General features: G+C 62.4%; 24 protein-coding genes. 18 read left to right on the plus strand and 6 right to left on the minus strand.

Features of this window, described 5'->3' with window-relative positions; genetic code table 11:
* Positions 1 to 117: 117 nt before the first annotated feature.
* Positions 118 to 1,524: an ISNCY family transposase gene (locus tag AE618_RS22560; protein ID WP_054211328.1), complete on the minus strand. Its 1,407-nt coding sequence runs from the start codon at positions 1,522 to 1,524 to the stop codon at positions 118 to 120.
* 243 nt (positions 1,525 to 1,767) lie between these two features.
* Positions 1,768 to 2,388, minus strand: a complete 621-nt coding sequence (locus AE618_RS22565) for an acyl-homoserine-lactone synthase (RefSeq protein WP_349236447.1) — start codon at positions 2,386 to 2,388, stop codon at positions 1,768 to 1,770.
* A gap of 506 nt (positions 2,389 to 2,894) precedes the next feature.
* On the opposite strand from AE618_RS22565, the gene AE618_RS22570 reads away from it, so the two are divergent.
* From AE618_RS22570 to AE618_RS22605, 7 genes are all read left to right on the plus strand, one after another.
* Complete coding sequence (locus AE618_RS22570) at positions 2,895 to 4,895, plus strand: ParB/RepB/Spo0J family partition protein (protein ID WP_082365496.1); 2,001 nt, start codon at positions 2,895 to 2,897, stop codon at positions 4,893 to 4,895.
* Between the two features lie 299 nt (positions 4,896 to 5,194).
* Positions 5,195 to 5,881 carry a ParA family protein gene (locus AE618_RS22575; protein ID WP_054211330.1) on the plus strand — a complete coding sequence of 229 codons (687 nt, stop codon included), beginning with the start codon at positions 5,195 to 5,197 and terminating at the stop codon, positions 5,879 to 5,881.
* A gap of 1 nt (position 5,882) precedes the next feature.
* Complete coding sequence (locus AE618_RS22580; protein ID WP_054211331.1) at positions 5,883 to 6,236, plus strand: hypothetical protein; 354 nt, start codon at positions 5,883 to 5,885, stop codon at positions 6,234 to 6,236.
* 542 nt (positions 6,237 to 6,778) lie between these two features.
* Positions 6,779 to 7,639 (plus strand): hypothetical protein, encoded by an 861-nt coding sequence (locus AE618_RS22590; RefSeq protein ID WP_054211333.1) that lies wholly within the window; start codon positions 6,779 to 6,781, stop codon positions 7,637 to 7,639.
* A 207-nt stretch (positions 7,640 to 7,846) separates the two neighbouring features.
* Complete coding sequence (locus tag AE618_RS22595; RefSeq protein WP_054211334.1) at positions 7,847 to 8,125, plus strand: type II toxin-antitoxin system RelB/DinJ family antitoxin; 279 nt, start codon at positions 7,847 to 7,849, stop codon at positions 8,123 to 8,125.
* Positions 8,097 to 8,417, plus strand: coding sequence for a type II toxin-antitoxin system YafQ family toxin (locus AE618_RS22600; RefSeq protein WP_054211335.1), 321 nt, complete (start codon positions 8,097 to 8,099; stop codon positions 8,415 to 8,417). Before AE618_RS22595 ends, AE618_RS22600 begins: the two co-directional genes overlap by 29 nt.
* A gap of 137 nt (positions 8,418 to 8,554) precedes the next feature.
* A complete protein-coding gene (locus AE618_RS22605) occupies positions 8,555 to 8,986 on the plus strand; it encodes a MucR family transcriptional regulator (RefSeq protein WP_054211336.1) in 432 nt (143 codons plus the stop codon).
* 216 nt (positions 8,987 to 9,202) lie between these two features.
* On the opposite strand, the gene AE618_RS22610 is transcribed toward AE618_RS22605, so the two are convergent.
* The 3 genes from AE618_RS22610 to AE618_RS22620 are packed head-to-tail and all read right to left on the minus strand — an operon-like array spanning position 9,203 to position 11,581.
* The gene (locus AE618_RS22610) at positions 9,203 to 9,565 is read right to left on the minus strand and encodes a helix-turn-helix domain-containing protein (protein ID WP_054211337.1); all 363 of its coding nucleotides are present in this window, start codon (positions 9,563 to 9,565) and stop codon (positions 9,203 to 9,205) included.
* Complete coding sequence (locus tag AE618_RS22615; protein WP_054211338.1) at positions 9,558 to 11,252, minus strand: type IV secretory system conjugative DNA transfer family protein; 1,695 nt, start codon at positions 11,250 to 11,252, stop codon at positions 9,558 to 9,560. The genes AE618_RS22610 and AE618_RS22615 overlap by 8 nt, the downstream gene beginning before the upstream one ends.
* The gene (locus tag AE618_RS22620) at positions 11,252 to 11,581 is read right to left on the minus strand and encodes a hypothetical protein (RefSeq protein WP_054211339.1); all 330 of its coding nucleotides are present in this window, start codon (positions 11,579 to 11,581) and stop codon (positions 11,252 to 11,254) included. Before AE618_RS22620 ends, AE618_RS22615 begins: the two co-directional genes overlap by 1 nt.
* A gap of 265 nt (positions 11,582 to 11,846) precedes the next feature.
* On the opposite strand from AE618_RS22620, the gene traA reads away from it, so the two are divergent.
* From traA to AE618_RS22660, 9 genes are all read left to right on the plus strand, one after another.
* Positions 11,847 to 15,005, plus strand: coding sequence for a Ti-type conjugative transfer relaxase TraA (gene traA / locus AE618_RS22625; protein ID WP_054211340.1), 3,159 nt, complete (start codon positions 11,847 to 11,849; stop codon positions 15,003 to 15,005).
* A complete protein-coding gene (locus AE618_RS22630) occupies positions 14,971 to 15,483 on the plus strand; it encodes a DUF6118 family protein (RefSeq protein ID WP_156330439.1) in 513 nt (170 codons plus the stop codon). Before traA ends, AE618_RS22630 begins: the two co-directional genes overlap by 35 nt.
* A gap of 72 nt (positions 15,484 to 15,555) precedes the next feature.
* Positions 15,556 to 15,729 (plus strand): hypothetical protein, encoded by a 174-nt coding sequence (locus AE618_RS28175; RefSeq protein WP_156330440.1) that lies wholly within the window; start codon positions 15,556 to 15,558, stop codon positions 15,727 to 15,729.
* A complete protein-coding gene (locus AE618_RS22635) occupies positions 15,726 to 16,190 on the plus strand; it encodes a hypothetical protein (RefSeq protein WP_054211342.1) in 465 nt (154 codons plus the stop codon). The genes AE618_RS28175 and AE618_RS22635 overlap by 4 nt, the downstream gene beginning before the upstream one ends.
* Before the next feature lie 5 nt (positions 16,191 to 16,195).
* Positions 16,196 to 16,615, plus strand: a complete 420-nt coding sequence (locus tag AE618_RS27545; protein ID WP_082365497.1) for a very short patch repair endonuclease — start codon at positions 16,196 to 16,198, stop codon at positions 16,613 to 16,615.
* Positions 16,612 to 17,778 (plus strand): DNA cytosine methyltransferase, encoded by a 1,167-nt coding sequence (locus AE618_RS22645; protein WP_248310984.1) that lies wholly within the window; start codon positions 16,612 to 16,614, stop codon positions 17,776 to 17,778. The genes AE618_RS27545 and AE618_RS22645 overlap by 4 nt, the downstream gene beginning before the upstream one ends.
* Positions 17,775 to 18,614, plus strand: coding sequence for an Eco29kI family restriction endonuclease (locus tag AE618_RS22650; protein WP_054211344.1), 840 nt, complete (start codon positions 17,775 to 17,777; stop codon positions 18,612 to 18,614). Before AE618_RS22645 ends, AE618_RS22650 begins: the two co-directional genes overlap by 4 nt.
* A gap of 68 nt (positions 18,615 to 18,682) precedes the next feature.
* A complete protein-coding gene (locus tag AE618_RS22655) occupies positions 18,683 to 20,776 on the plus strand; it encodes an AAA family ATPase (protein ID WP_054211345.1) in 2,094 nt (697 codons plus the stop codon).
* Between the two features lie 154 nt (positions 20,777 to 20,930).
* Positions 20,931 to 21,488, plus strand: coding sequence for a recombinase family protein (locus AE618_RS22660; RefSeq protein ID WP_054211346.1), 558 nt, complete (start codon positions 20,931 to 20,933; stop codon positions 21,486 to 21,488).
* Positions 21,489 to 21,554: 66 nt separating this feature from the next.
* Here the strand turns inward: AE618_RS22660 and AE618_RS22665 are convergent, their stop codons facing one another.
* Complete coding sequence (locus AE618_RS22665) at positions 21,555 to 21,971, minus strand: MerR family transcriptional regulator (RefSeq protein WP_054211347.1); 417 nt, start codon at positions 21,969 to 21,971, stop codon at positions 21,555 to 21,557.
* A gap of 78 nt (positions 21,972 to 22,049) precedes the next feature.
* Here AE618_RS22665 and AE618_RS22670 point away from each other — a divergent pair, with 78 nt between their 5' ends.
* A complete protein-coding gene (locus AE618_RS22670) occupies positions 22,050 to 22,451 on the plus strand; it encodes a mercuric transporter MerT family protein (RefSeq protein WP_054211391.1) in 402 nt (133 codons plus the stop codon).
* A 31-nt stretch (positions 22,452 to 22,482) separates the two neighbouring features.
* Complete coding sequence (locus AE618_RS22675; RefSeq protein ID WP_054211348.1) at positions 22,483 to 22,821, plus strand: cation transporter; 339 nt, start codon at positions 22,483 to 22,485, stop codon at positions 22,819 to 22,821.
* The last annotated feature ends 11 nt before the right edge of the window (positions 22,822 to 22,832 follow it).

The following is a 22,832-nucleotide window of genomic DNA, read 5'->3' on the forward strand; positions in this document are numbered from 1 at the left end:
CTCGCTAGGACGACAGGCGGCAGGGACGACCCAGGATCATATCCCAGCCTCCGCATCTCCTGTTGCAACCGTTTTGAAATGTCTCAGGCTGCAGCAAGTTAGAAATGTCTCAGGGCGCTACGGAGCCTCTGCCGGGGCTGCGGAGAGCCCATGTTTCGCAGCAGCGCCGGCAGAGGCGGGGCGATTGGCGGCTTTCGCCGCGACATGACGGTCGACGAAGGAAATCCGGCCTCGACGCCCCTTCGGTCGAGGCGCATAGCCCCCGGCTTCGCTGTGCGTCTTGGGCGGCACCGGTTTGATCTCGTCCTGGCGCGCTTTCACCCAGGCCAGGGCCTCCGAGAGGCGCTTGTTCTCGACGATCGCCGTGTGCGTGACGCGCTGTTTCTTGTCGAAGACGCGATACGCCAGAGTGACGCCTTTCCAACGCACCTCGAACCGACCGTCGGGAAACTCGTAGGTCTCGACGTATTTGCCGATCAGACCAGCCGTCAACGGCGTCTCGTCCAGAATAATCCGCTTGCTGTCGTAGGACAGGGCGAGTTGCTGAGTGACATAGCGCTGCTCTCGCCAAGCCAGAATCGTATCGAGCTCCTCGGGGTTACGTTCTATCGGGCGATGAAGATCGTTCGGTCGAGCTGGAGCTGAAGCAAAGCGCTCGTTGAAGCGCCCGATAAACGCTGGAAGGTAGGCGTTGGCCGCCTCGATCGTCGATATCCCTTCGAGCCGCAGCTCCTTCACGAGACGGTCCTGCAGCGTGCGGTTCACGCGTTCCACCCGCCCTTTGGCTTGGCTCGAGTTCGCACACAGGATCTCGATGCTAAGCTCGCTCAGAGCGCGCCCGAACTGCGTCATGCCCTGACCACCCTGAGCCTGAGGCTTCGACACGCGAAAGATCGAGTGCTTGTCAGAATAGAAGGCGAGGGGTCGCCCATGGCTCGCCAGATAGCCCTTCAACGCCTCGAAATATGCAAAAGCGCTCTCAGATTGCACGAATCGAAGCGCAACCAGGCGACCTGTCGCATCGTCGATGAAGACGATCAGCGTGCAGCGCGGACCGCGATCCTCAAACCAGCGGTGTTCGCTCCCGTCGATCTGGACCAGCTCGCCAAAGTGTTCGCGGCGGACGCGAGGCTGGTGAAACTGGCGCCGCTGCTTGCGCGAGAGCCACAGGCCTTCCGCGGTCATCCACTTGCGGAGCGTCTCTCGTGAGACCGCCAGGCCGTGCCGTTCGAGTAGCATCTGGCTCGCAAGAGTTGGTCCGAAATCGCGATAGTTCTCCGCGACATAGGCGATCGCCATCTGGCGGACATGCGGCGCTAGCAAACGATTGGAGGGCCGGCCGCGGGCATGATGGCGAAGGCCGGCCGCACCATCATCTGCGAACCGAAGTGCCAGCCGGTGCGCCTGGCGTCGCGTGACGCCCATCACCTCGGCCGCCGCCGTTACCGTCAATCGGCCCGCCATAACCGATGCCAGCACTTCGGCGCGGCGAAGCTCTCTCTCGCTCATCTCGACCCAGCCCATGCCAGACTCCCACGCTCAACGCCGAGGGGGAGTGTGACATTCCTAGTTTGCCACGATGAGACATTTTAACTTTGCGCCTACAATTGCCGAGCTGATAATGGGATTTATGGAACCAAATTCCAAGTCATCCTGGAACACTCGCACAGTAAAAACGCCCTGACTTCACGGGCAGAGCGTTTTTTATTTGCGCGGCTCAATATTCGGGCCGACGATCTGCGCAGTGCGGCACGCGTATATCTCCGATCAATGCCGGGTGGCAAGGACGGGAACAACCAGTCCCCCATTTGTCCGAATCGCCTCCAGCGCTGCGGGTTCGATCGGCAGTAGACCGGCGACGGCGACCGTTACTCCAAGCTTGCGGGGTTTACCGAGCCGATCGAGCGGCCAGCCCGCGCGCCGCAAAATTCTCTCCATGCGTACGTCAGTGACAGTCGCGATGGCTCGCAGGTCACGAGCCCTCCCCCACTCCAGCATTGCAGCAAACAGCATGAAGGTGGCCTGCCTTAAACCACCTTCGGTGATCGTGTCCGTCGCGGTTGTATCGACGCAAAAGCGAGAGCTTTCCGCAATCAAGTTGCAGCTCGGCGCGCTGCCGCCGTCGAGGAGCTCCGGGAACGTGTCGGCAAGCATGTTGGGTCCGGTGGTCGGAAGCAGACGGACAGAGCCCAGCACTGAATTCCCCTCCTTCACGATCAGATAGCTGGCGTCGAGAGCGTCATATCGATCCATCTCGAGGTCGCCAGTCAAGGAAACGGCCCATTCGAGTCGGTCCTTGAAAACCTTCCGTCTCAATCGGTGCATGCCCATCAACAGTCCTACATTCGCACCGCTATTGGCTCGATTCAGCTCCAAAACCTGCATCATGATCTCCGGATATAGAATGGGGCGCGGTCTGGTAGTTCCCGAATGGGGCAATCTTGGGCCGTGGTGCGCGAAGAACTCGCGTCATGCGCGTCTCGGCTTCGCCGTGACCGGGCTCTACTCGGGGCCGAAGCCCCTCCCCGAGCCGCCGATCGGCGTCTCGGCCTTCGGTGACGATCCCTCGCGCGGGCCGGCGCCAGGCGCCGGCAGGAGCCGCGCCGCCGGCGCGATGATGGTGCCTCGAGGGAAGAGAGGCGCGCGGCCCTCTCTCCCCAGCAAGAGCCAAATCGGGTCTCCCCATCCTTCCGCGCCGCAAGCGGCTTGTGCAGGACGCGGCCGAGGATCCGCGTGCCGCGGCCCTTCGCCCGGCGCGTTGCGCGTGGGCGATCCCCCTCCCGATTTGGCTCTTGCCCCCCTCTCTCCCCGCTGCTCGCCGCGAAGGCAGAGGTGCAGGCGGACCTGCACCCTGCCGGGTGACGGGCCTTCGGCCTCAACAAGGAGAGACCACCATGACCACGACGATCGCCGCCACCGCCATTGGCACGCTCACGACTGCCATCCAGCACATCGCCCTATCTAAGCTGGTCCCGAGCAAGGCCAATGTCCGCAAGGTCAATTCGACGGCCGGAATCGGCGAGTTGGCCGACAGCATCGAGGCGCACGGCCTGATCCAGAACCTCACCGTCAGGAAGGCGGCGAAGGGGCAGAAGTTCGAGGTCGTCGCCGGCGCGCGGCGGCTGGCGGCGCTCCGGTTGCTGGCAAAGGAGGGCCGGTTCGACAAGGACATCGACATTCCCTGCAATGTGCTGGCCGCCGAGCGCGATGCCGAAATCTCCTTGGCCGAAAACACCCAGCGTGAGGCCATGCATGTCGTGGACGAGGTCTTGGCCTATCAGCGCCTTGTTGAGGACGGTCTGCCGGCAGACGCCATCGCCAGCCGGTTCGGCCAGTCCGTGGTCACCGTGCGGCAGCGCTTGAAGCTGGCCAGCCTGTCACCGCAGATTCTGGAGGCGATGCGGGCTGACGAGATCACGATCGAGCAGGCCCGCGCGCTGGCGATCACCGACGACCATGGCGCCCAGGAAGCGGCATGGTTTGGCCGCGACGGCTGGAGCCGCAGCCCCAGCAATCTGCGCGCGGCGCTGACCAACGAGCATCTGCGCAGCACCGACCGGCTGGCGCGGTTCATCGGGCTGGAGGCCTATGGGGCTGCCGGCGGCGCGGTCCTGCGTGATCTGTTCTTCGAGAACGAGGCGACGTTCCTGACCGACCGGCCCTTGGCGATGCGGCTCGCGGCCGAGAGGCTGCAAGCGGTCGCGGATGCGGTTCGGGCTGAGGGGTGGAACTGGACGGAAGTTTGCATCGAGGCCGACAGCATCCACCACGCCGGATATGGCCGTATCCATCCGCAGCGTCGCGGTCACACCGAGGCCGAGCAGGCCGAGCTTGCGACGCTTGGCGAGAGCTACGACGCCTTGGCCGAGCAGATCGAGGCCGATGCCGAGGGCGATGCGCAGATCGCCGCCGACGAGGCGCGGCTTTCCGAGATCGAGCAGCGTATTGAGGCGATCAGGATGGCGACCGAAAGCTACATCGCCGACGAGCAGGCTTTGGCCGGATGCATGGTGGCGATCGGCTATGACGGATCGCTGCAGGTGACGCGCGGCCTCGTCAGGGCGGAGGACCGCGCCGCGCTCGACCGGCTGCGTCGTAGCGACGACGCTCATGACGATGGCGACGAGGCCCCTGCCCTCCCCTCCCCGCTCGAAACCACCGAGCCGAGCGGATATTCCGCAACGGTCATCGAGGAACTCACAGCGATCCGCACGGCGGCCCTTCGCGTCGAGCTGGCGCAGCGGCCCAAAATCGCAATGGCGGCGATGCTGCATCCACTTGTACTGGCCTGCTTCTATGGTCGCCATCATGGCCTGCACATGCATTCGGCTGTCGAGATCAGGGGTGAGCGCAAGGCGCTGGACCTCAGCATCAGGCAGCCCGAAGCCTGCCGGGCGCTGTCCAGTTGGACCGAGATCGTCGATGCTTGGGGCTACCGGCTTCCCGGTGATCAGGCCGACCTGTGGCAATGGCTGATCGACCAGCCGATCGAGACGCTGACGGACCTGTTGGCGGTGGTGTCGGCGGCGAACCTCAACGCCGTCACGGCGCGCCACGAGATCAGCCGGGGGCGGATCGCACAAGCCAACCAGATCGCCCGAGCCGTCAAGCTCGACATGCGCTTATGGTGGAGCCCGGAGCAGGAGTTCCTGTCGCGCCTGGCGAAATCCACCATCGCCGGTATCCTGCGCCAGGCCGGGTGCTCCGAGGATGCCGCCAAGGGCATCGAGCGCAGCCCCAAGCCCGAGGCCGTCGCTCAGGCCGAGCGCGAATTGGACGGCAAGGGCTGGCTCCCCTCTCCGCTCATGATGCCAGCGGCGGTTCAGGTCGACGAGCGGGATGATCGCGGCGATGACGCTGGCGCTGGCGAGGTCATGCGAATGGCGGCCGAATAACGCCCGGCTGCGCCAGTCGACCCTATGATGGAACAGCCGCCCGGGCCTCGCGCTCGGGCGGTATTCGCGCGCGGGGACTGCCCCTGCGCGGGATCGACCCGCCCAGGACCAGATCAGGGGCGCCCCAAAGCCCCGCCCCTCATGCTCCCCTCCCAGCCCGAGGATAAGCGCCGCCAGAACCGGCTCAGGTATCGGCTAGCTAGTTGATAGCTAGCCAGTAGCTAGCCGATACTATTTAATGGTTGGTAGCTATCTGTTAGCTACTCGATATTTAAGGTGCGCAAACGGAGGATTCGCCCATGCCAACGATCGCATTTGCCAACCCAAAGGGGGGAGCGGGTAAGACCACGGCCGCTCTTCTGCTTGCATCTGAATTGGCGGCAAAGGGTGCCAAAGTCACCATAATCGATGCCGATCCCGAAAGATGGATATCGCAATGGGGTGCATTGAAGGGGAAGCCCGACAACATTCAGATCATTGGAAACGCTACCGAAGATACGATTGTAGATCAGATCGATGATGCCTCGCGCGATTCTCAATTTGTTGTGGTCGATCTCGAAGGCACCGCCAGTTTGATGGTTGCCAATACGATCGGAATGGCCGATCTCGTCATTATTCCTACCCAAGGTTCGGCAATGGATGCAAAGGGCGGGGCGAAAACAATTCGGCTTATTAGGAATCAGGAACGGATGGCCCGTCGCCGAATTGCACACAGTGTTCTCCTAACCCGGACAAGCGCTGCGGTGACCTCACGCTCCCTCCGCAACGTCCAAGAACAGCTTGCGAAGAGCGGGGTCGATGTGTTCATCACGCCAATCGTCGAGCGCGCGGCATTTCGAGATATATTTGATTTTGGCGGAACCCTGGCGTCGCTTGATCCTCGGAACGTCAGCAACCTCGAAAAAGCCCGCGAGAACGCGCGCGAGTTTGCGGGCGAGGTGATCGCAAAGCTGAAACAGTCAACTCAGGACGAGAAGGTGGCCTGACATGACCAATGAGCGCCCGGACTTGGGGTTTGGCGGAGAGTTGGATGAGTTCGATCCCAAGGCATGGGACTCGGCCGCCACGAAGAAAAGTGTTTCGAGGCCACCCAAGGAAGCCACTATGCAAATGGCCGAGGCTGTCGGGTTCAAAAGCCGCGAACCGAAATTGGCAGCGACGGTCGATCGCAAAATCGATCGGCGGCGGCGCACGGGGCGCAACGCGCAGTTCAATTTGAAAGCTAGACCCGAGACCATTGAGGCCTTCTGCCGGATCGCGGACCGCAAGGGATGGGGCCTCGGTGAAACGCTCGAAGAAGCGGTGCTGTTGCTTGAGCGCGAGCTTTCCGGTGTGAAATAGGCTGTCAATTTTCTGGGTTGCCAGAATCGGACGACTCACACATCGTCACTAGTGCTTTGAGGGTGATTTGGTGTCCGCCTCGCTTCAAAAATCCGCGCCTCGCATGGCCGCCATTCGATCTCGGCGGCATGAAGCAGGATTCTACGAGACGACTGTCTTTGTCCACGAGCTTGCTCGCGAGGCGATGGACAAGGCGATAGCGACGGGACAGTTCAAGTCGCGCAGGGAAGCCATGGAGGCCGTTATCCATGCGGCGTTCATGCCAGAGGGAAGTGCAATCAGTCCGCGCTGACCCCTGAAAAGCGAAAAGGCCCCAGCTTTGGCGAGCTGAAGGCCTTTTGTGACGACTGTGGGAGCCGCCTGTAGAACGGCTCTAAATCTCCCACAGCCGAATCGTTCTGTCAACGCAAACCATTTGGTTTGCGAACGGATTTCTATGTCTTTCGCGCAGGCGAGGGGGTGGGGTCCGATCGTGGACCTGCGCCTGCACGGGATGAGCTTGGAGGGAGGTTTGACGCGGCCCAGCCTTGAAGGAACGGGCCATGTTCGCAGTCGAGATGTTGAGGGTGATCGGGGAGGTGCGCACGCTGTCGCGCCTGGACGAGATCGCCCGGGATCTGTGGAGCGCCTTTGGCGCGGATGCGCTCACGGAGGACCAGGCGCAATCGCTCAGCGAGGCGATCGAGGCGCGCAAGCGCGAGGTAAGGGGGCAGGACCGCGTGGCGGTGCGCGCGCCGACAGTCGCGCTTGAGCGGGCCCTGGACGGGCGCAACAGCATCTTCCCGCCGAAGCGCCGGCCGAAGTCGCCAGATCGCCAGCGTTCGATCGCGCGCCGGCGGCGGCTGGCTGCCTCGGGTCCGCTGCCGCCGCAGATCGCGGCGAAGTTCACCACCGGCCAGCTCGCGGTGATGCGGATCATCGCCGACGAGGTCGAGGGCAGACGCGGGACGTGCGCTTTGACGATCGGCGAGATCGCGGCGCGCGCCGGCGTCTGCATCGCGCTGGCGCGCAACGCCATCCGGATCGCCGAGCGGCTGTTCCTGATCAGCACGCAGTTCCGGAAGAGGGAAGGGCGCCCGCATCTGCCCTCGGTCATCCGGATCATCAGCCAAGCCTGGAACGCCTGGCTCATCATCGGCGGCAAAGTGCGCCGGCACGCCATCAATGCCGAGCGCGAAGCAGGCACGTTACCGTTTCGAGTGCAGACGACGGGCAGCAAATCCTCGCGAAAGATAGGGTCTAGAAAATTAGGCCCCACGGGCACCGATCTATACAGATCGGCTTCTTCTCTAAGCGGACGACCGCAAACGGAGGCGCGCAAAGACCCTCCGGGCGGCCTCCGGCCGTCGCCTAAAGGCGATCAGCGCAGCCTCGCGGCCGACTTCAAGCTCAATTTTGCTTGATCAGAACAAACGGCACTGTCGCAATTGGCTTTTCGAAAAAGCCAAGTGATTTCGGTCGAGTTTGTCGTTTTTGAGGGTGGAAGGCATGCGCCGAGTGCATGTTGTCGTTCGATATGACGATCGTCGTGATGGAGACTGCTGTCAGCAGCCTGCCTTGATAGCGTTGCTCATCTGAGCTACAGACATGCCTTGAAAGAGGAGGCTGTCATGGCTGCAACCGCATTTGTTCGGGCCCGCATCGACGAAGGTTTGAAGGACGAGGCCGCCGCGGTGCTGGCGGAGATGGGCCTCACCGTGTCCGACGTCGTCCGGATGACGCTAACCCGGATCGCCAAGGATCGCGCCTTGCCGCTGGAGTTGAAGGTTCCCAATGCCGAGACGCGCGCGGCCATGGAAGAGTCCCGCGTGCTGATGAAGCAGCGTCGCGCCCGTTTCGCCACCGCCCAGGAACTGTTCGATGCCCTCGACCAAGAAGCCGGCCAGTAGTAAGCGGGCTTCTCTGCCTAGATCGGCAGATTATGCGAAAAGCTTCCTCAAGGATTGGGAGCGTCTGTCGCGCTCGGGCCGATACGACATGGTTCAACTGAAAGAAGCGATGATGCTCCTCATCGCCAATGATAATCCCCTTGGACCGGAATGGCTCGATCATGCCTTGAAAGGCGATTGGGCGGATCATCGCGAGTGCCACATAGGCGGCGATTTTCTCCTGATCTATCAGCTCGACAGCAATTTCATTAACTTCGTCCGCGCCGGTACGCATTCCGAGCTGTTTGGCTGATACCTTGACTGGCCGGGCAACCGGTCTCTCTTTCATTGCCATGGAGTGACGGTTCGGCCTGCCCAGCGTGCCGCTGGCGTTACCGCGCCAGATTCTATTTGTTTTCTCCCTACCGATTTTCGAAGTCAGGAATCCTGATGTCAGACCAGAACGAAGATTTAATCGCGCTGACCGCGTCGATCGTGTCGGCCTACGTGGCACGCAACAACGTGCCGGTGGGCGACCTGGCTAGCGTCATCGCAAGCACCCATGCCGCGCTCGCAGGGCTCGGGGGACCGCCGGCACCCGTCGCTGCCGAGCCGCTGGTCCCGGCCGTACCTATCCGCAAATCGGTGACGCCCGATGCGATCATCTGCCTGGAGGACGGGCGGGCGTTCAAGACGCTCAAGCGTCATTTGAGCACGAGCTACGGCATGACCCCGGATCAGTACCGGGCGAAATGGAGCCTGCCGGCCGACTATCCGATGGTCGCGCCGAACTATGCGGAATCGCGCTCTGCGATGGCGAAGTCGATCGGGCTGGGCCGGAAGGCCGGTGTGGTTGTCCGGCGGACGAAGGCGAAGATCTGAGACCAGCTCACGGTTGGTTGTCGCCAATGAAGCTCTTCCCGAACCAAGCAAAAGCCTATTTGGCTTGGTTGTCGCGAGATTCGTCGTTGGAGTTCCAAGAGATATCAGTTCTCGCGGCTTTGCCGCGACGGCCCGGAGGCGAACGCGCTTTGCCATAGCGCCGTAGCGAGCCGGAGGGCCGCATGTATGAGTTCCCGGCGCTGGCGCCGGGTCCGATCACGTCCTTGGTGTCATCGCCGCCGCGATTCTGCCATCGGCGGTCTTTCGGTCCGCCAGCGCGGCCTTGAGTTCATCATAATCGATCCCGACGCGCTTCGCCGCGCGCCGGAGTTCTGCGTCCGTCAAGCCGACCAGTTCGAACAGGGACTGATCGAGCCGTTCGGCGACCTTTTCGATCGTCCGCAGCGTCGGGTTTCCCCGTCCGCGCAGGAGGTCGAAATAAGTCCCCCGCCCAACGCCGAGTTTTTCGATGAAGCCCTCGGCATTTGGGCTCTGCGCCTCGAGCTGCTGCAGACGGATCGCGATGATCTGCGCGAGGACCGAATGCTCGCCCTCGCGGGGGTTGCGCGCATCAGGCATGGTCGAACAGGCCTTCGAACTCGCGGTCGGCGAAATATCGCAGCTTGCCGGCGATGATGGGCCGCTGGTTGGCGATGAAGAGCATCTGGGCAGTCGAGTGCATGTTGCGGACCTCGTCGGGTGTCATGAGCGGGCGGGCGACGTGCTGCTCGCCATAGGAGATTCCGGATTTTTCGGAATCGAGCGCGCGGCTCATGGTCTGGAAGACGACAGTCTCCTGGCCGGTGAGGTCGGAGACGAGGCGGGCGCTGTCATGGTCATTGACGCCAAAAACCTGGAGGACGCCGGCGTTCGACAGGAAGGTGCCGGCGCGGCGACCGTAGGTGGCGCGGAGCTGATGGACGTCCTGGAGAATGGGCCAGAGCTGGACGCCGTAGCCGGCCATGAGGCCCATGGCGCGCTCGATGGGCGCGAGGTTGCCGAGGGCCGCGAACTCGTCGAGCAGGTACAGGACTGGCGCGGCCACGGCGACTTGCCCAGCCGGCGCGACCTGTGAGCCTGACGGGGCAGGGGAGGGCGCACGCGCCATGTCCGACAGGCTGCGCGTCACCATGAGGCGCAGCCAGCGCGAATAGGTCGCGAGCCGATCGGGCGGCAGAACCAGGAAGACGGTGGCGGTGCGGCGCTTGAGATCGGCGAAAGAAAAGTGGCTCCTCTCAAGCACGGCCGTCATGCGCGGCGAGTCGAGGAAGTGGGTATGGCGCTGCGCGGCCGAAAGGACGCCTGCGGCCTCGCGATCGGATTTGCCGAGATGGCGGTTGGCGGCGCGCGCGACGAGGCCGCCAGCCGCGGTCGATGCCTGCATGCGCTTGAGCAGGGCGGTGAAGGCTTCGGGCGCGAGGGTGAGGCATTCGCGTAGGGTCGCGAGGTTGCGCCGCTTGCGGGGTTCGTCAGCGGCGATCGACAGGATGATCCCGCCGATCAGGGCTTTGGCTTCCTCGTTCCAGTGCGCCTCGCCGGCTTCGCCTGGCGCATCGAACACGAGTGCGTCGGCAAGCGTGGCTGCTTCCTCGGCGACATCGATGTCGTCGGGGTCGAGATGCTGCAGCGGATTGAAGGCGGCCGAGGCGATGCCGGTGACGCCGAAGGGATCGAGCACATGGACTTTTCCGAAGCGGTCCCGCGCTCGCTCCGTCACCCTGGCGTTCTCGCCCTTGGGGTCGATGCAGATGACGGAGCGATCCGCGGTCAGCAGGTTCGGGATGATGGTGCCGACGCCCTTGCCGGTGCGGGTCGGCGCCATCGTGAGAAGATGGGCCGGCCCGTCATAGCGCATCAGCCTTTTGGTGATGGGATCGCGCCCGATCAGCAGGCCGCTTTGGCCGCGCGTCAGCGACGACACCTCATTGTCGTTGGCGAAGCGTGCCGAGCCATGGGTCGCGTCGTCGTCGACCATGCCAAAATTCTCGACCATCGGCTTCATCACGAAGCGCGCCAGCGTCATCAGGCCAAGCAGGCAGGCGAGGAGATTGCCGGCAAGGTGGAGCCAGGTCCGGGCCATGCCGATCGCGTCCATGGCGAGATGGACGCCGAAGAGCAGCGCGAGCGTGACGATGCCGGCGATGGCTCCGACTTTCGCGACATAGTGGATCGCGGCAAGCGGCCCGAAGACAATGCTGCCTAGCGCCCAGAGCGGATCGCGCCAGGCGGCGCGCAGCATGTTCACGAAAGCAATGCGCGCCAGCATCAGGCACGCTCACCCGCAGCGGCAGAGCCACCAGCAGCCTGAAACGCCACAGCAGCCTTCTCGTCGGCCGACAGCGCGATCAGCTCAGGGAACAGCGTCCGGTCGCCCTCGCGGGTGAGAAACCCCGGCAGCTCGCGCTTGAGCCAGGCCCGCAGCCGATCGACGAACTCGGCATCCTTGCTGGTCTCGAGCCGCTGCAGCACGAGCGCGCCGAGCAGCACCTTTCGGCGGGTGTCATTGGCGCGCTCCTGGCGGCCGAGCCTGGCCTGCAGGGTTTTGCGCTGGGCATCGAGCTGGGCCAGCCGCTCCTCGATCGATCGTCTCGCCATAGGGGCGTCTCCATCAGGGTAAGCGCCCGATTCTAACGGCGACACCCTGACGAGCCAACCCCGGGCGCAAAGATTGGAACGGTTCGAGCCAAACCAGCGCGACCGGACATGCCAATCCCGTCGCCGGTCGTCCTGGCACAAAGCGTGCCGCAGGCGGACCACGAGAAGCGTCAGGAGCGGAGCGAATGATGCTTTAAGTGCGCACTTACGAGTTGTTGCACAACTCAGAGCTTGATACCGTTATCGCTAACCAGGGTTTCGTGAATTGGCAATCTACCATCTCAGCATGAAGCTGATCAGCCGTGGCTCTGGCCGTAGCGCGGTCGCGGCTGCGGCGTATCGCGCCGGGGAACGCCTGACGAACGAGCGCGACGGCATCACGCACGACTTCACCCGGCGCGACGGCGTCGAGCATTCCGAAATCGTCTTGCCGCGTGGATCGGAGGCGGATTGGGCCTTGGATCGCTCGGCCTTGTGGAATGCGGCCGAGGCGGCCGAGACCCGGAAAGACGCACGGGTGGCGCGGGAGTTCGAGATCGCCTTGCCGCATGAGTTGAGCGCGGAAGAGCGGCTTGAGGCGACGCGGAGCTTTGCGCAAGGGTTGGCGGATCGCTATGGGACGGCGGTGGATTTTGCGATCCACTCGCCGCATGGCGCTACGGATGTGCGCAATCACCATGCCCATCTGATGATGACGGTTCGGGCTGTCGGCTCCGAGGAGTTTTTGGGCAAGACCTCGATCGAGCGGGAGAACAAGTGGCTTCTGTCGCAGCGGCTGCCGACCTCGTCGATGCAGATGCGCGAGATCCGCCAGTCCTGGGAACAGGTCGCCAATGAGCGGCTTGCGGCTGCGGGGCTTGATGTGCGGATCGATCATCGCTCGCATCAGGAGCGCGGGCTGGAGATCGAGCCGACCGAGCATATGGGGGTGTTCGCCACCCAGATGGAGCGGCGCGGGGTCGAGGTGTCGCGGACCAGGCTCGACGGAGATGCGGCGCGGCGCAATGCCGATCTGATCTCGGAGAAGCCCGAGCAGGTTCTGACGCTGATCACCGGCGAGAAGAGCGTGTTCGATCGGCATGATGTTGCTAGGGCGCTGCATCGCTCGATCGACCAGCCCGAGGCGTTCCAGACGGCATTTGCGAAGGTGATGGCGTCGGATGCCCTGGTCGAGCTTCAGGCCGAGCGGGTCGATCAGAACGGCGAGATCACTCTGGCGAAATATTCGACGAAGGAAATGGTGTCGCTTGAGCGCGGCATGGCTGACGGGGCGATGCGGATGAGCGAGGCGCGCTCGCATGGTGTCGATGGCGCGCATGTCGATGCGGCGTTGGCTGTGCAGGATGCTGCGATCCGGCGCGGGGTTGCGGCTGATACGGCCGGGCAGGTGGCGCGCGGCGCTTTGTCGGAATCCGATCGGGATGTTGCGATCGACCGGGCCGGCCTGAGCGACGAGCAGCGGCGGGCGGTGGAGCATGTCACCGGCGGTGAGCGGATCGCGGCCGTGGTCGGGTTGGCGGGCGCCGGCAAGAGCACGATGCTGGCGGCGGCGCGCGATGCCTGGGAGCGGCAGGGATATGCCGTCCATGGCGCGGCGTTGTCGGGCAAGGCGGCCGAGGGGCTGGAGGAGGCGTCAAGGATATCGTCGCGGACGCTGGCGTCGTGGGAGCATGGCTGGAAAGCCGGTCGCTCCGAGCTGGGGCCAAAAGACGTCATGGTGATCGACGAGGCTGGCATGGTAGGATCGCGTCAGCTTGCGCGCTTCGTCGCCGAGGCGGAGCGCACGGGTGCGAAGCTGGTCATGGTCGGGGATCAGGAGCAGTTGCAGGCGATCGGGGCCGGCGCGCCCTTCCGCGCGATCGCGAAGCGGATCGGGTTCGCCGAGTTGCAGGACATCCGCCGGCAGCGCGAGGACTGGCAGCGTGAGGCGTCGGGCGATTTTGCCCGCCACAGGACGGGCGATGGGTTGTTCGCTTACGCCGAGCGTGGCGGGGTGCGGTTCAGCGAGACGCGTGCTGAGGCGCGGGCGGCGATCGTCGCCGACTACATGGCCGATGCGGCCGAGCGGCCGGAGGGCTCGCGCGTCGCGATGGCGCACCGGCGGGTGGATGTCCGGGCGCTCAATGCCGACATCCGCGCGGCGCGGCAGGAGGCCGGTGAGCTGGCGCGCGGGGAGGGGGAGCAGGGTGCCCTTGGACGCGAGCATGTGTTCGAGACCAATGACGGCAAGCGGTCGTTCGCGCCTGGCGACCGGATCGTGTTCCTGGAGAACAATCGCGAGCTCGGCGTGAAGAACGGGATGCTCGGGACGGTGTCGTCGGTGGAGGACGGCCGGATCGCGGCGGCGCTCGATGGCAAGGGGCGCAATGGCGAGGATCGGACGGTGACGGTCTCGACAAGCAACTATGCCGCGTTCGATCACGGCTACGCAACCACGATCCACAAAACTCAAGGGTCGACGGTCGATCGCGCCTTCGTCATGGCGTCGGGGACGATGGACCGGCATCTCACCTATGTGTCGATGACGCGCCATCGCGATCAGGCGACGCTGTATGCCGGCAAGGACGAGTTCAAGAACGGGATGGAGTCGCTTGCGGCCCGGCTCGGCCGCGACGGGTCGAAGGAAACCACGCTCGACTACGCGCAAGACTTTGCCGAGCGGCGCGGCATCGCCGAGCGGTTCGGGGTGCGCAGCGAGATCGAGGTCGAGCGCGCCGCCGACGGCCGGGCTCGACAGCGCGAGGGCGTCGAAAGACAACGCGCAGATCTCGCGCGTGATTCCGGGGCGAAGGATCCCCCTGCCGATCGGCGTGGTGATCGTGGTCAGCGGCAGGAGCGCGTTGCCGGCGAGGAGGGGCCTCAGCGAGCTGGTCCGACCACGGAGACGCCGGCGGCGAAGCGCAGCATGTTCGCCGGGCTCAAACTCGGGGCAGGGCGTGGCGATCCCCAGGAGGGTCGCGATGCGGCGTCAGGGCAGCAGGGCCGCATGAGCCCGAGCGAACCGACCTCGGGCTCCGCTGACGCGCGGGTGCAGCTTCTGGCCGCCGTCGAGAATTATGCAAAGGCCTATCAGGATGCCGCGCGTATGCGGGCTGCCGATTTGCCCGTCCTCGAGCATCAGAAATTGGCGCTTCGGACAGCTGGATCCGCGATGGACAAGGCTCGGCCGGGCTCGACGCAGGAGATGGCCTCCGTTCTCGAACATGAGAGCCTGAGCCAGCGCGCGATGGCCGAGCTGAGCGGGCCGGCGCTCGCCGCGCAGCTCGTCGCTGGCATGGATCGCGAGAGGCAGCGCCAGGTGCAGCGGGAAGTGGCTGCGCGGGGCATAGAGCCAGACGGTGGTAGTCTGGACCGGTCGGACGCGGCGCGCGAGCCCGATGCTGCGAAACATGTCCGCGAGCGCGACAAGGGCATGGAGCGGTGAGCGTGAGATGAGCGATCAGCACGAGCCGGGCGAGGATGACGCGGCGCGGGCGTTTGAGGCGCTGCGGGCGGAGGTTGCGACATTGCGCCAGGCCGTCGAAGCGCTGCCGGCAATCGTAGAAGGCGCGACGCGCGCGACCGATTACACGCCGACGCTTGGCGCCGTCGCGAAGGTGCTGACCCAAGTCGAGGCCCGCATCGTCGCGATCCAGAACCATCCCGCGTTAAAGATGACGCCCGAGCAGCATGGCCGGGCGATCGGGCGCGCCGGAGCCGACGCATTCGCCGATGCCGCACGGTTGATGCGCGATGAGGCCGATGCGATGAAGCGCGAGCGGCAGCATCTGGCGGGAATTGCGGGGGAAGTGCTGACGCGGCAGGCTCAACGGCGGCAGCTGCTGTGGTTCTGTGCTGCAGCATGTGCTGTGGGACTGTCGATCGTTCCGCTGATACGCGCCTTGGCGACGCATTGGCTTTGAAATCGTTGTCCGGCGTCGGCGGCCTTGAGAAGTTTTTGGGTTATAGATCAACCGAAACAAGGAAACTTTGCCATGACCAGCGAGACCGGAAAACCAATCTTCACCAATGACGGCCTCAGCTCCGAGCTTCTCAAAAAAGGCCTAAGCTCCGGAAATCTGCAAACAGCGCTGGCGACACCGGCTCCCGTGGCTTCCACCACGACCGCGCAACCCGCAGCGACCGCTCAGGCCTCGACCAAGAAGTGAGCACCGAGACCGATTTCTACTCCGCGTTAGGCCAGTGCGTCTCGGCCGCCGCGGGCGTGTTCGGTCTGGGGTTCATTGGCTGGCAGATCATGGTCGCGCGGCGGACGGCCGACTTGCAGGCCCTGCAAACATTTCTGCGTGACGCCAAGGATCACGAGGCTGCGCTGATCAAAGCGAGCGACCAGCCTGAAAAAGATCAGGCGTTTATCGAGTACCTGAATTTCCTCGAAACCTACGCCACCGCGCTGAACGGGAAGCTCTTTCCAGCAACCAGCCGTGAGATCGTGAACGACAAGATTACCGACGCGCTTGTCGTCATTTCCGATTCAACGGAATGGCATCCGAAGTTGGCGGCGGCGATCACCAGTCATACGACCTTCGTGGCCTTGCGGCGGTTCATGGAACGCAATCGAAAGGCGATGAAGGCGGTTCGCGAGACCCGCACGAACATGGCAGCCTAGGCGCAATGGCCGACACGCTGTCGCCCGCGCAGCGCAGCGAGCGGATGAGCCTGATCCGCGGCAAGGACACCCGCCCCGCGCTGGTGGTTCGGCGGATGCTCCACCGGCTGGGCTATCGCTTCCGGCTTCATCGCCGCGACCTGCCCGGAAAGCCCGACATTGTGCTTCCGCGGCACCATGCCGTGATATTCGTGCACGGTTGTTTCTGGCATCAACACCCCGATCCGGCCTGCCGTCTTGCCAGGCAACCCAAGACCCGCATTGACTTCTGGCAAGCGAAATTCGCGGCGAATCAGTCGCGGGATCTGCGTACAATTTCAGCGTTAGAAGCGAACGGCTGGCGCGTTCTGGTTGTCTGGCAGTGCGAATTAAGAGATAAAGAACAATTAGAGAACAAACTAAGGGAATTTCTAGCGGACCGATGATGCGCGCAATCGAACTCTTCGCCGGTGCTGGCGGCCTTGGAATCGGCGTGAGCCAGGCAGGCTTCAAGCCCGAGGCCGTCGTGGAATGGGACCGCTGGTGCTGCGACACCATCCGGGAGAACCAGGCCCGCGGCGTCGCCGCGGTCGCGAATTGGCCGACGCCCACCGAGGGCGACGTCAAGAAGGTCGATTTCGAGAAATACGAGGGCAAGATCCAGCTGGTGACGGGCGGGCCGCCCTGCCAGCCGTTCTCGCTTGGCGGCAAGCATCGCGCCCAGGACGATTCCCGCGACATGTGGCCGGAAGCGGTCCGCGTCGTCCGCGAATCCAAGCCCGAGGCGTTCATCTTCGAGAACGTGAAGGGCCTGACCCGCGCGAGCTTCGCGAGCTATCTGGCCTACATCGAGCTGCAGCTGACCTACCCCGAGCTGGTCCGCCGCGGTGACCAGAACTGGGAAGACCACCTGGGCCGTCTGGAGCGGCATCACACCAGCCGTCGCCGCGGCGACGCCGGGCTGACCTACCAGGTGGTGCACAGGGTTCTCAACGCCGCCAACTACGGCGTGCCGCAGAAGCGCGAGCGCGTCGTGTTCGTGGGGTTCCGCAGCGGTCTCGGCATCGAGTGGTCATTCCCGAAAGAGACGCACTCCAAGGAAGCTCTGCTTTGGGACAAAGGCGCCGCGGGTACCTATTGGGACCGCCACCGGGTCGCTAGGAAGGACCGCGTCCTGACGACCAAAGGGGCGCCGATCCTGCTGCCCTGGCGCACGGTGCGCGACGCGATCGGCGACCTGCCCGATCCGGAGTTCCGCCCCCGCCAGGCCGCGGAGATCTCGAACCACAGATTCCAGGGCGGAGCCCGCTCCTACCCCGGCCATACCGGCAGTCCGATGGACGAGCCCGCCAAGACCCTGAAGGCTGGGGTGCATGGCGTGCCGGGCGGCGAGAACATGGTGGTCCGGCCGGACGGTAGCCTGCGCTATTTCAGTGTCCGCGAGAGCGCCCGCCTGCAGACCTTCCCGGATGATTTCGTGTTCCATGGCTCCTGGTCGGAGGCCATGCGCCAGCTCGGCAACGCCGTGCCGGTGGATCTCGCCAGCATCATCGCCAGCCATGTGCGCACGCACTTGGTCGCGGCCTCCGGAGCTACCCGCCAGAAATGAGCAAATCTCCCGTTTCCGCGACCAATCTTCTGGTCGCCAAACTTCGTCAGGATCTGTCGGACATCGTCGCCCAGGCCAGGGCAACCGAACTCAGCCCGCGTAGCCGCAGCAAGCTCAACTCCGAGATCGAGCGCGCGGCGGGCGAGCTAACCGCGCTGCTCGCGGAACTTGATCCGATCAAACGCCCGAAAGACGTTTTCGACCCGGGGAACCCCCGCACCATCGGCTTCTTCATCGCGCTGGCGATGACCGCGCAACCACGCCATCCGTTGGATGCTTTCGAGCCACGGTACGGTTCGGGGATCTACGCCTTGTATTACACGGGGGATTTCGCGCCTTACGCGCCCATCAGCAAGACCGAGACCCCGATTTACGTCGGACAGGCCGCGCCAGGCTCGCATGATGCCCGCACGCCGGTCGAACAAGGCGCCCGTCTGGCCGCTCGGCTCAACGAGCACCGGAAGACTATTCTGAAAGCCTCGGAATCGCTCGATATCGCCGACTTCGAGTGCCGCGCGCTGGCCGTTCAGACCGGATGGGAAACGCCGGCCGAGGATTACCTTATCCGGCTGTTCAAGCCGATCTGGAACAAGGAAACGAAGATCGTCCAAGGCTTCGGCAAGCATGGCGACGCGCCGACGACCAGGACCAACCGGGTTTCATCCTGGGACGTGCTGCATCAAGGCCGCGCGGCGGCCGGGCACGGCGTGAACCCGGTTCAGAAGGAGCTGGCGACGTTGCACACCGAGCTGGCCGAGCATTTCCGCGACGTACCCTCCTTCGGAACCTTGGAAGAGGTCATCAGCGGCTTCATTGATGGCTTGCGACAGTCTTAGGTCAAAAATCGATCGGCGCCATACAGCCTATCTCAAGATGAATAAGAACAAATGAAAGAAGGGATGTCATGGCTGATTATCAAGTTAAGATTGAGAATTGCAACAGCATCGATCGCGCCGACATAACCCTTAAACAAGGTAGTCTAAACATAAAATACGGGCCCAATGGGCTCGGAAAGAGCACTATCGCCAAGGCGATAGTGAGTCAGGCTCGCAATGACGGCAGTTTGGCAGAGTTGGCGCCGTTTAAGGGGCGCGGTAAGGCTGGAGCCGGTCAACCTAAAGTCAGCGGCATTGAGGGTATAAATTCTGCCCTCGTATTCGACGAAGAGTATGTGAATCAATTTGCTTTTCAGCAGGATGAGGTCGTCAAAAATAGCTTCGACATATTCATCAAGACGCCCGAATATTCGAAGACAATGCTCGAGATCGAAGAGCTATTCGCGGGAATTAAGAAGGCCTTTGCCGACAATGCCGAGATCGAGCAAACTACAAAAGACCTGAAGGAATTGCGTGACGCTTTCGGTAAAACGAATGCTGATGGCTCGATTCCTAAGTCGAGCAAGATGTTAAAAGCTTATGGCTCTGGCAATAAGATTGAGAACATACCTGAAACCCTCAAGCCCTTTGCATCATTCATCAAAAGCCCGGACCCTTCGAAATGGATTGGGTGGCAGATCAAGGGCAATGAGTTCCTCAAACTGGGTGACACCTGCCCATACTGCTCAACGAGCTTGCCGGACGGGGCGCAGAAAGACATTCCCCTCGCTGTCGCCAAGGAATACGATGCTACCGCCATCGGGCATCTGAATACGCTGAAAGCGGTTATCGAGCGGCTCGGGAAGTATTTCAGCGCTAAGTGCCAGGAAAATCTCGAAAAAATTACGAAGGCGAAGCTTGAATTAACGGCACCAGAAAAGAGTTTTTTGAGCGGTCTGAAAAATGACATTGATTCTCTGATCATAATGCTTGAAGGGCTCCGCAATATTTCTTTCTTTTCTCTTCGTGACGTTGAGAAGATTGCCGACAAAATCCAGCTTTTGAAAATTGATCTCGGCATGACCGAGAAGTTGGATTCGGCTGAAACTCGCAAAGTCACCGATCCCATCAATGTTCAGCTGGAAGAACTCATCAAGCAGGTTGGCGTTCTTCAAGGAAGCATCAATAAGCACAAAGCAAGAATCAAAAAGGCTATTGAAGAAAATCAGGAGTGTATAAACAGCTTCCTGAAATCAGCCGGTTACAAATATACGGTCGTCATTATAAGCGAACCCGATTCGTATAAAATGAAGCTCCTTCACAAGGATCTGGCGGACCACATCGACACGGCATCAAAACATCTGAGCTATGGCGAGAAAAATGCGTTTGCTCTCGTTCTCTTCATGCACCAAGTGATAAGCGAGAATCCGGATATAATCATTTTGGACGACCCGATTTCATCTTTCGACAAAAACAAGAAATTTGCGATTCTTTATGAGCTGTTCAAGGGAAAGGCCAGCCTTAGAGATCGCACTACCCTGATGCTCACTCATGACATTGAGCCAGCGATCGATGTGATCAAGAGCACGGCCAAGGTTTTTGAAGGGTCTCACCCCTCCGCGACTTTCCTTTCGTCGCGTGCGGGGGTTGTGACCGAAGTGCCGATCAAGTCGAATGATATCCATACGTTCGCGAAGATCTGCACCGAGATCGTCAGCGCCCCCGGAGACAATCTGATCAAGTCGATTTATCTCAGGCGGTTTTACGAGATTATGGATAATACGGGCCTCGAATATAATCTTTTGGCAAGCCTATTCAAGAAACGGGCCGTCCCGACCATTCAATCAGCTACAGAGAACCGCGATATGACAGCGGAAGAGAAGCTGACGGCTGAAACAGAAATCAAGAAACGTATTCCCGATTTTGATTACGACGCATTGGTAGGCGTCGTAAACGATGATGCCGCAATGAAGACTAAGTTTGCAGCGACGAATGTCGGGTATGAAAAGATCCAGCTTTTCCGTATCATTCGAGGCAAGCACGAGGACAACGTCATTACGAAGTTCATAAATGAGTCGTATCACATTGAAAATGAGTACGTGATGCAGCTCAATCCGCACAAATTCGAGAGCGTTCCTGAGTATGTGGTCGAAGAATGCGTCAGGTTACTTGATGCTGCCTGATGCGCTGCTGGGTTGAGTCAAAACAGGACGGGACCGTGGCGGCATCCCGTCTGGCGCTTATGCATAAATCAAGAATTATGCACAGTCACCTCGACGCAATGATTTCAGCGGCTTACGCTGTGCATATTATGTGTGCGCAATGTGAGCCCGTTTCATGCCCTTCACCTATGGCTACGCCCGGGTCTCAACCGATGGCCAGACGCTCGACGCCCAGGTCGCGCAACTTGAGGCCGCCGGCGCATCCCGGTTGTTCAAAGAGAAGGTTTCGGGAGCCAAGCGCGACAGGGTGCAGCTCGACAAGATGCTCGGCACGCTGAACGCCGGCGACGTCGTAATCGTGACGCGCCTCGACCGCCTCGCGCGATCAACGCGCGACCTTCTCAACATCCTTGGCGTCGTCGCCGACAAAGGCGCTGCGTTTCGATCGCTTGGCGATGACTGGGCGGACACGACCACCGCCCACGGTCGGCTGATGTTGACAGTGCTGGGCGGCCTGGCGGAATTCGAGCGCGAGCTGATCCGCTCCCGCACCGGCGAGGGACGCGCCCGCGCCAAGGCTCGAGGCGTGAAGCTCGGCCGGCGGTTCAAGCTCACACCGCACCAACGCGAAGAGGCGGCCCGCCGCCGTGATGCCGGCGAGGAATCGATGACCGAGATCGCCAGGAGCTACAATGTTTCGCACTCGACGATTTCACGATTGAGGGCGAGATGAGATAGGGGCGCGGCAAATCGCTTGAGCGAAAGCGGGATGCCCGCCGCGGTCATGCTGACGTTTGCGTCACTCGCTGAGAGCATCGAGGATCGGGCAGCGCGGGGCGTCGCCGCCCTCGCAAAGCGCGGCCGTTTTGGCGAGGGTTCTTTCCATCCGGCGCAGATCGGCGATCTTGCCCCGGATGCTGCCCAAATGTGACAGGGCCGCCGCCTTGACCTCGCCGCAGGCGTGACCGTCCTTTGCTAGTCCAAGCAGGTTGCGGATCTCGTCGATGGAGAACCCCAGCTCGCGGCTGCGCCGGATAAAAGTCAGCGTCTTGACCTCGGCCGTTCCATAAGCTCGGCGACCGCCTTCGGTGCGCGGCGGCGCCGCGAGCATTCCGATCCGCTCGTAGTACCGAATCGTCTCGACATTCACATTGGCCAGGCGCGCCAGCTCTCCACTGGTGAAAGAAACGGCTCTCGAAGGCGTGATCGCACACATCGAAAATTCCCTTGCTCCTGTAGCGACTACAGGAGGCACGGTAGCATGATCGGCCGAAAGGGACAGGAAATGCGCACGATGACTCGCTCCAGAACAGCGGTATCAGAGCCTCAGTCAGACCAAGACGCCGCGCCAAGAGCCGGTAACGGCCTGCTGGCGGCTGGCGGTATCATCGCTGCGCTCGGCGCTTCGACCTGCTGCATCCTGCCGCTCGTGCTCTTCAGCCTCGGCGTGAGCGGGGCTTGGATCGGCAATCTGACCGCGCTCGCGCCCTATCAGCCCGTCTTCTTCGCCGCGGCGCTGGTGTTTCTCGGATTCGGATTCTGGCGCGTCTATCACCGGCCAGCATCGGACTGCGCGGATGGGAGCGCCTGCGCCACGCCGGCATCAACCCGCATGACGAAGATCAGCCTCTGGGCGGCGACCGTGCTCGTCCTGGGGGCCGTCAGTTTTCCCTACACCGCGCCCTTGTTCCTTTGATTCCGGATTTCACCCTTCCAGGAGACCAGACATGAAGACCCTGTTTCGCAGTGTCGTGGCCGCTGCCGCCTTGACCATCTCCGGGGCCGCTTTAGCCGCGCCGCGCACCGCCACGCTCGAGGTGCAGAATGTTACCTGCGTGACCTGCGCGCCGATCGTGAAGAAGACGTTGTCTCGTATCTCCGGCGTCAGCCAGGTCTCGATCATCGAACACGGCGGCATGGCCACCGCAACCGTCACCTTCGATGACGATAAGGCGACGGCGGTAGCGCTGGCCCAGGCCGTCACCAATGCGGGCTTTCCCGCGACCGTCAAGGACGTGAAGAGCGCGCAGTCGTCTGCGCCGCTATCCACCGCCCTGGCGCGTTGATCCCGAGCTGA

Origin of the sequence: Allobosea vaviloviae, from assembly GCF_001298265.1 — a bacterium.
In the GTDB taxonomy this organism is placed as follows: domain Bacteria; phylum Pseudomonadota; class Alphaproteobacteria; order Rhizobiales; family Beijerinckiaceae; genus Allobosea; species Allobosea vaviloviae_B.

Bases quoted from the DNA above. Each gene is read 5' to 3' on its own strand.
- AE618_RS22560 (WP_054211328.1), bottom strand. From the start codon at position 1,524: ATGGGCTGGGTCGAGATGAGCGAGAGAGAGCTTCGCCGCGCCGAAGTG.
- AE618_RS22610 (WP_054211337.1), bottom strand. From the start codon at position 9,565: ATGCCTGATGCGCGCAACCCCCGCGAGGGCGAGCATTCGGTCCTCGCG.
- AE618_RS28175 (WP_156330440.1), top strand. From the start codon at position 15,556: ATGACCAGCGAGACCGGAAAACCAATCTTCACCAATGACGGCCTCAGC.
- AE618_RS22645 (WP_248310984.1), top strand. From the start codon at position 16,612: ATGATGCGCGCAATCGAACTCTTCGCCGGTGCTGGCGGCCTTGGAATC.
- AE618_RS22615 (WP_054211338.1), bottom strand. From the start codon at position 11,252: ATGCTGGCGCGCATTGCTTTCGTGAACATGCTGCGCGCCGCCTGGCGC.
- AE618_RS22660 (WP_054211346.1), top strand. From the start codon at position 20,931: ATGCCCTTCACCTATGGCTACGCCCGGGTCTCAACCGATGGCCAGACG.
- AE618_RS22670 (WP_054211391.1), top strand. From the start codon at position 22,050: ATGACTCGCTCCAGAACAGCGGTATCAGAGCCTCAGTCAGACCAAGAC.
- AE618_RS22605 (WP_054211336.1), top strand. From the start codon at position 8,555: ATGTCAGACCAGAACGAAGATTTAATCGCGCTGACCGCGTCGATCGTG.
- AE618_RS22655 (WP_054211345.1), top strand. From the start codon at position 18,683: ATGGCTGATTATCAAGTTAAGATTGAGAATTGCAACAGCATCGATCGC.
- AE618_RS22650 (WP_054211344.1), top strand. From the start codon at position 17,775: ATGAGCAAATCTCCCGTTTCCGCGACCAATCTTCTGGTCGCCAAACTT.
- AE618_RS27545 (WP_082365497.1), top strand. From the start codon at position 16,196: ATGGCCGACACGCTGTCGCCCGCGCAGCGCAGCGAGCGGATGAGCCTG.
- AE618_RS22600 (WP_054211335.1), top strand. From the start codon at position 8,097: ATGCCCTCGACCAAGAAGCCGGCCAGTAGTAAGCGGGCTTCTCTGCCT.
- AE618_RS22570 (WP_082365496.1), top strand. From the start codon at position 2,895: ATGACCACGACGATCGCCGCCACCGCCATTGGCACGCTCACGACTGCC.
- AE618_RS22630 (WP_156330439.1), top strand. From the start codon at position 14,971: ATGTCCGCGAGCGCGACAAGGGCATGGAGCGGTGAGCGTGAGATGAGC.
- AE618_RS22580 (WP_054211331.1), top strand. From the start codon at position 5,883: ATGACCAATGAGCGCCCGGACTTGGGGTTTGGCGGAGAGTTGGATGAG.
- AE618_RS22620 (WP_054211339.1), bottom strand. From the start codon at position 11,581: ATGGCGAGACGATCGATCGAGGAGCGGCTGGCCCAGCTCGATGCCCAG.
- AE618_RS22675 (WP_054211348.1), top strand. From the start codon at position 22,483: ATGAAGACCCTGTTTCGCAGTGTCGTGGCCGCTGCCGCCTTGACCATC.
- AE618_RS22590 (WP_054211333.1), top strand. From the start codon at position 6,779: ATGTTCGCAGTCGAGATGTTGAGGGTGATCGGGGAGGTGCGCACGCTG.
- AE618_RS22565 (WP_349236447.1), bottom strand. From the start codon at position 2,388: ATGATGCAGGTTTTGGAGCTGAATCGAGCCAATAGCGGTGCGAATGTA.
- AE618_RS22595 (WP_054211334.1), top strand. From the start codon at position 7,847: ATGGCTGCAACCGCATTTGTTCGGGCCCGCATCGACGAAGGTTTGAAG.
- AE618_RS22575 (WP_054211330.1), top strand. From the start codon at position 5,195: ATGCCAACGATCGCATTTGCCAACCCAAAGGGGGGAGCGGGTAAGACC.
- AE618_RS22665 (WP_054211347.1), bottom strand. From the start codon at position 21,971: ATGTGTGCGATCACGCCTTCGAGAGCCGTTTCTTTCACCAGTGGAGAG.